The organism is Streptococcus parasanguinis (genome assembly GCF_001578955.1).
GTDB classification, from domain to species: domain Bacteria; phylum Bacillota; class Bacilli; order Lactobacillales; family Streptococcaceae; genus Streptococcus; species Streptococcus parasanguinis_U.
In genome coordinates this window covers 753508-758965 of record NZ_KQ969689.1, presented here as the reverse complement: position 1 = coordinate 758965, position 5458 = coordinate 753508, and the positions used below count along the sequence as shown (strand labels likewise).

General features: G+C 42.8%; 5 protein-coding genes and 1 pseudogene. All 6 read right to left on the bottom strand.

Going from position 1 to position 5458, the window contains the following annotated elements:
* Positions 1-544: DegV family protein (locus SPADD19_RS11495; RefSeq protein ID WP_164905828.1), on the bottom strand; the 544-nt coding region annotated here is incomplete at its 3' end.
* A 3-nt stretch (positions 545-547) separates the two neighbouring features.
* Complete coding sequence (locus tag SPADD19_RS03675) at positions 548-922, bottom strand: DUF1149 family protein (protein ID WP_003001888.1); 375 nt, start codon at positions 920-922, stop codon at positions 548-550.
* Positions 923-1053: 131 nt separating this feature from the next.
* A complete protein-coding gene (locus SPADD19_RS03670; protein ID WP_061455238.1) occupies positions 1054-3021 on the bottom strand; it encodes a PTS fructose transporter subunit IIABC in 1968 nt (655 codons plus the stop codon).
* On the bottom strand, positions 3018-3929 hold the full coding sequence (pfkB, locus tag SPADD19_RS03665) for a 1-phosphofructokinase (protein WP_061455237.1): 912 nt from the start codon (positions 3927-3929) through the stop codon (positions 3018-3020). Before pfkB ends, SPADD19_RS03670 begins: the two co-directional genes overlap by 4 nt.
* Positions 3926-4669, bottom strand: a complete 744-nt coding sequence (locus SPADD19_RS03660) for a DeoR/GlpR family DNA-binding transcription regulator (RefSeq protein ID WP_003016359.1) — start codon at positions 4667-4669, stop codon at positions 3926-3928. Before SPADD19_RS03660 ends, pfkB begins: the two co-directional genes overlap by 4 nt.
* Positions 4670-4897: 228 nt before the next feature.
* Positions 4898-5458, bottom strand: a pseudogene (locus SPADD19_RS03655) (CAP domain-containing protein); the annotation flags it as partial.

Below are 5458 nucleotides of genomic sequence, written 5' to 3'. Positions count from 1 at the left end.
TCCCAAGAATGGCAGCCCCATTTGACAGACGACCACCTTTAACCAAGTGGTTCAAATCATCCACCATGATATAGGCAGAGGTTCCATCAATCTGGTGTTGGACATTGGCAACAATCTCATCGAAAGAACGGCCTTCACCAGCCCATTTCAAGCAGTCTTCTGCCATCATTCCTAGAGGAGCACTGGTGATTTTTGAGTCCGGAAATTCGACGGTCAAGCCTTCGAATTCATCCTTCAAATATTGGATATTTTGGTAGAAACCTGAGATACCAGATGACAAGAAAAGACCGATAGCATGCGTATAGCCCTTAGCTGTCAAACCAGATAAGACTTCTTCTAACTCTGCAACACTCGGCTGGCTAGTCTTTGGCAATTCCTTAGAGGCAGCCATCTTTTGGTAGAACTCATCGTGTGTCAGGTTCTTCCCTTCAACATAAGACTCCCCATCGATATAGATCGGGATCTCTAAAATAAATAAGTCGTCGTGATGGAGCACGTCTTGCGTTAAATAGGCAGACGAATCCGTGATCACTGCTAATTTCATTGATTAAAACTCCAAATTAATACCCGGTAAATCAAGGGCAATTTCTGTGACTTCGTAAGTCAAACGGTTGAGCATATTCAAGCAAGGGCGAGCCAATTCTTCCACTTCGTCTTTGCTGAATTCACTTGGTTCATTGACATAACGGCCAAACAAGTGGTTGATTTGAGTGATGGTTCCGCTGATCACAAAACCGTCAAAAACGATCATGTAGCTCAAGATCACAATCAAAGAAGTCGTGTTTTGTTCTTGATCACGATTGATCAATTGAAAGTTTACATCTACTTTTGTTTCAGGGATGCCATTTTCTTTTTCCCACTCAAAATTACGAGCATCATAGTGGTATTGGCTGACAAATTCTTTTTCACGTTGAATATCCATTTTTATTCTCCTAAAAATATGCGTTAGGCTTATTATATCATAATTCAGCTCAAGATACCAACGCCGAATGAGGTGATTTTTTCACTAGCACAAAAAGAAAAGGTTGGGCATTCCCAACCTTTTAATCATATTTAGTTTTTAGGTTTGCGAAGCAATCCGAACAAGATACCACTTACGACTGCACCGATCAATACGAACAAGATGTAAAGAAGTGGATTTGAAGTAAGGGCGATAACGAAGATACCTCCGTGAGGAGCCATGAGTTTCAAGCCTGCAAGACCAACAAGGGCACCTGTCAAAGCTGAACCTACGATGAAGCTTGGAATCGCACGCGCTGGGTCAGCTGCACCGAATGGAATGGCACCTTCTGTGATGAAGGAAAGACCCATAACAATGTTAGTCAAACCAGAATCGCGTTCTTCTTTAGTAAATTTGTCTTTGAACAAAACTGTAGCTACAAAGACTGCCAATGGAGGAACCATACCAGCTGCCATAACAGCTGCCATAACAATAGAACCACCTGAAGCAACAGATTCAGCAAGTGTACCTGTAGCGAAGACATAAGCGGCTTTGTTAACTGGTCCACCCATATCGACAGCCATCATACCGCCGACGAGAAGTCCAAGAAGGACAGCTGAGCTACCTGACAAGCTTGAAAGGAAGTTGTTAAGACCAGTATTGATAGCAGCCATTGGAATATTGATGAGGAACATCAAGAATCCTGTCAAACCAACACCAAGTAATGGCAAGAGAAGGATAGAGCGGATACCATCGAGTGAACGTGGAAGACCTGCAAGGGCTTTGCGAAGTAAGAGAACAACTCCACCTGCAAGGAAACCACCTACCAAAGCTCCAAGGAAACCTGATGATACGGCTGCTGGTAATTCACCTTTAGCAGCACCGTAGGCGATATTTCCAAATGCTGAACCTGAGCTAGCAATAGATCCAGCGATAAACCCTGCTACAAAACCAGGTTTTTCAGCGATTGAGAATCCAATGTAACCTGCAAGTACAGGAAGCATGAAGCCAAAGGCTACTCCACCAATTGTTTTAAATTGTGCTGCTAATACATGATAAGAACCAAGACTAGACAATTGATCTTGAGGTACACCCATAACTTGGTCAATCAAGAAGGCAAGGGCGATCAAGATACCACCACCGATAACGAATGGAAGCATTTGAGAAACCCCACTCATCAAGTGTTTGTAGAAGGCTCCACCCAAACTCAATTTCTCTTGGCTAGCGCTAGCTTGTGCAGCATTTTCAGCGTGGAAGACATCTGCTTTGCCATCCAAGATGGTTTGGATCAATTCTTCTGTCTGACGGATACCGGCTGCAACAGGTTTAGAGATCAATTTTTTGCCATCGAAACGAGCTGTTTCAACTGCCTTATCAGCTGCAATGATCACTCCTTCAGCTTTGGCGATTTCTTCAGCTGTCAAGCGGTTGCCGACACCGGATGCACCGTTTGTTTCAACGCGGACTGTAACACCCATTTCTTCCCCTTTTTTGATGAGGGCTTCTTCTGCCATGTAAGTGTGGGCGATACCAGTTGTACATGCTGTAACAGCAACAATGAGAGGTTTGTCAGATGAAGCTGCTTCTTTGACTGCTTCTGCTTTTTTCGCTTCTTCTGCTGCAGCTACTTGCTCTTCCGCATCAAAGGCTGCGATCACTTGCTCAGGTGTGCTTGCTTGGCGAAGTTTATCCGCAAATCCTGGTTTCATCAAGTACTTAGACAGTTCAGCAAGGGCTGCCAAGTGAGTGTCATTTGCCCCTTCTGGAGCTGCGATCATGAAAAACAAGTCTGTTGGTTGGCCATCAAGCGAAGCATAGTCCACACCCTTGTTTGATTTTGCAAACAAGACCGTTGCTTCTTTGACTGCTTCATTTTTGCTGTGGGGCATGGCAATTCCGTCACCCAAACCAGTTGAAGTTTGTGCTTCACGGTTCATGATTCCAGCCTTGAAGGTGTCAAAATCTGTCACCACACCATTGTCAACGAGCGATTGAATCATCTCATTGATCACGCCCTCTTTATCTGTTGCTTGAAGGTCAAACAACATCACGTTTTTATTTAAAACGTCTTGAATTTTCATAGTTTTTCTACCTCTACTTTTTCATAAGTTTCTTTTATATAATCAGCTGTTGCCAAATCATCTGAGAAAGTGGTCGCTGTTCCACAAGCCACTCCCCATTTGAAGGCTTCAATAACATCTCCCGTCGTTGCGAGCTTCCCAGTGAAGCCTGCTACCATGGAATCTCCAGCCCCAACAGAATTCTTCACTTCCCCTTTGATTGGTTTTGCGAAGTAAGTACCGTTTGGACTGACAAGAAGAGCTCCATCACCCGCCATGGAAATAATGACGTTTTGTGCTCCTTTGGCCAAGATTTCTTTGGCGTAACGTTCAATTTCTGGTAATTCCGTCAAGGTAACTCCAAAAATATCTCCCAATTCATGGTTATTTGGTTTAACCAATTGGGAGTTGAACTCTAAGGAATCAATCAAGGTTTGCCCTTCAAAGTCGCAAACGACTTGCGCGCCTGTCGCACGAGTTGCTGCGATCAATTGTTTGTAAACGGCATTTCCAAGCGAAGATGGAGCAGATCCTGCAAAGACTACCACATCATCTGCTGTTAAGCTCGATAAGATGTTGAGCAATTCTTGCAACTGAGCTTCAGTTACTTCTGGGCCATTCCCATTGATCTCTGTTTCCTCATCAGCTTTGATCTTGACATTGATCCGTGTATCTTGGTCCACTGTCACAAAGTTGGTTGAAATGGCTTCGCTGGTCAGTACGTCTTCAATGAAGCGCCCTGTGAAACCACCGATAAATCCAGTCGCTGTGTTCTCGATATCGAGACGCTTCAACACACGACTGACATTGATCCCTTTACCACCGGCGAATTTATCTTCCGAAGCCATCCGATTGACCGCTCCCGTCTCTACATGATCGAGTCGAACAATATAGTCAATGGCTGGATTCAGTGTTACTGTATAAATCAAACCTCTATAACCTCCGTTTTTTCTTTTAAAACCTTTAATCGTTGCGGTTCACATTGATTGGTGATAATCATGGCTCGCTTGATAGGAGCCACTTTGACAAAGGATGTCACGCCAATTTTCGAATCATCCGCTAGGATATAGGTTTTTTTTGCATTTTCGATAATCGCACGCTTGACAGATCCTTCTTCCAGATCTGGAGTGCTGTAAAACTCATCATCGATTCCATTCATTCCAAGAAAGGCCTTGTCAAAATTTAACTGACCGATTTGATTGAGCGCGATTCCTCCGATACTAGCATCTGTAGAAGATTTAACCATTCCACCTATAATGACTGTTGGAACATTTCGCTCAACCAACTTGGTTGCATGGTGAATCGAGTTGGTCACTACTGTCACCGTTGGATTAACAATTTCTTGTACTAGAAGTTCATTGGTCGTCCCGGCATCGATAAAGACCACATCGTGATCTTTGATCAATTCCGCTGCCTTTACTGCAATTTTTGACTTAACTTGAATGTTTTTGATAGATTTTTCTTTATTACTTTCTTCCTCTTGGAGAAAGTGAAGACTTTCCGCCCCACCGTGGACCCGGCGAAGTTTGCTTTCATCCTCTAACTCATCCAAATCCCGACGAACAGTCGATTCAGATGTTCCCAAATCTTGTACAAGAGTCTCCAAAGAGACAAATTTTTCCTTTAAAACCTTTTCGAGGATAAACTGTTTTCGTTCAGATTTAAGCATTTCCCCTCCTTTTGCAATCGATTACAAAAACTATTATACTCTATCTTTCAAAATTGTCAACACTTTTTATCATTTTCTGTCATTTTCTTTCAAAAGATACAAAAGTGTACAAAAAAGAGTGGGAATGAACTCATTTTGTTAAAAGAGTTCTTTTCCCACCCTCATCAATCTTCTTTGAAGAGTTTAAGCAATAAAGTGTCTAAGCATCCACTCTATCTTCGGTATGTCTTAATCATTTTTGGAAGATTGTTTCTTTTTCTTGAAACCAAACAATCCAGCAAGTAACCCGACAGCAACACCTGTTGTTGCTGCTGCATATTTGGAGGAATCAGATCCAGCCACAGCTTGGCTGTTTTCTTTTTTTGATTTGATTTCTTCTACTTTGGCTTCTTGTTTTGGAGCTGGAGTAGCTGTTGGTGCTTGCACTTGTGGACTATTGTTATTTGTTGGAAGAACCGTTGGTCTATCCGGGAAAGTTGTTGGATTGCTTGAGCGGATATCCATTGGCATATCTGCTGCTTCTAAAATAGCTGGATCTATCCGTGAGGCTAGATCTTCATATTGGGAATTCAACAGTTCCACGACACTTTGATAAGATTGAAGGGTTGTGAATTCTGCTTCCAATTTTTCTTTTTTATTCTCTAAATTAGCCACCGCAGCTGATAAAACGGATTGGGCTTTGACCAATAATTCTGGAGCGTTTTTAAAGTCAGAAAGACGTTTTTGAGCAGCAACCAAGCGCTCTTGAGCCGCCTTCAAGCCCTCATGCGCTTCTTGAACGACTTGGGC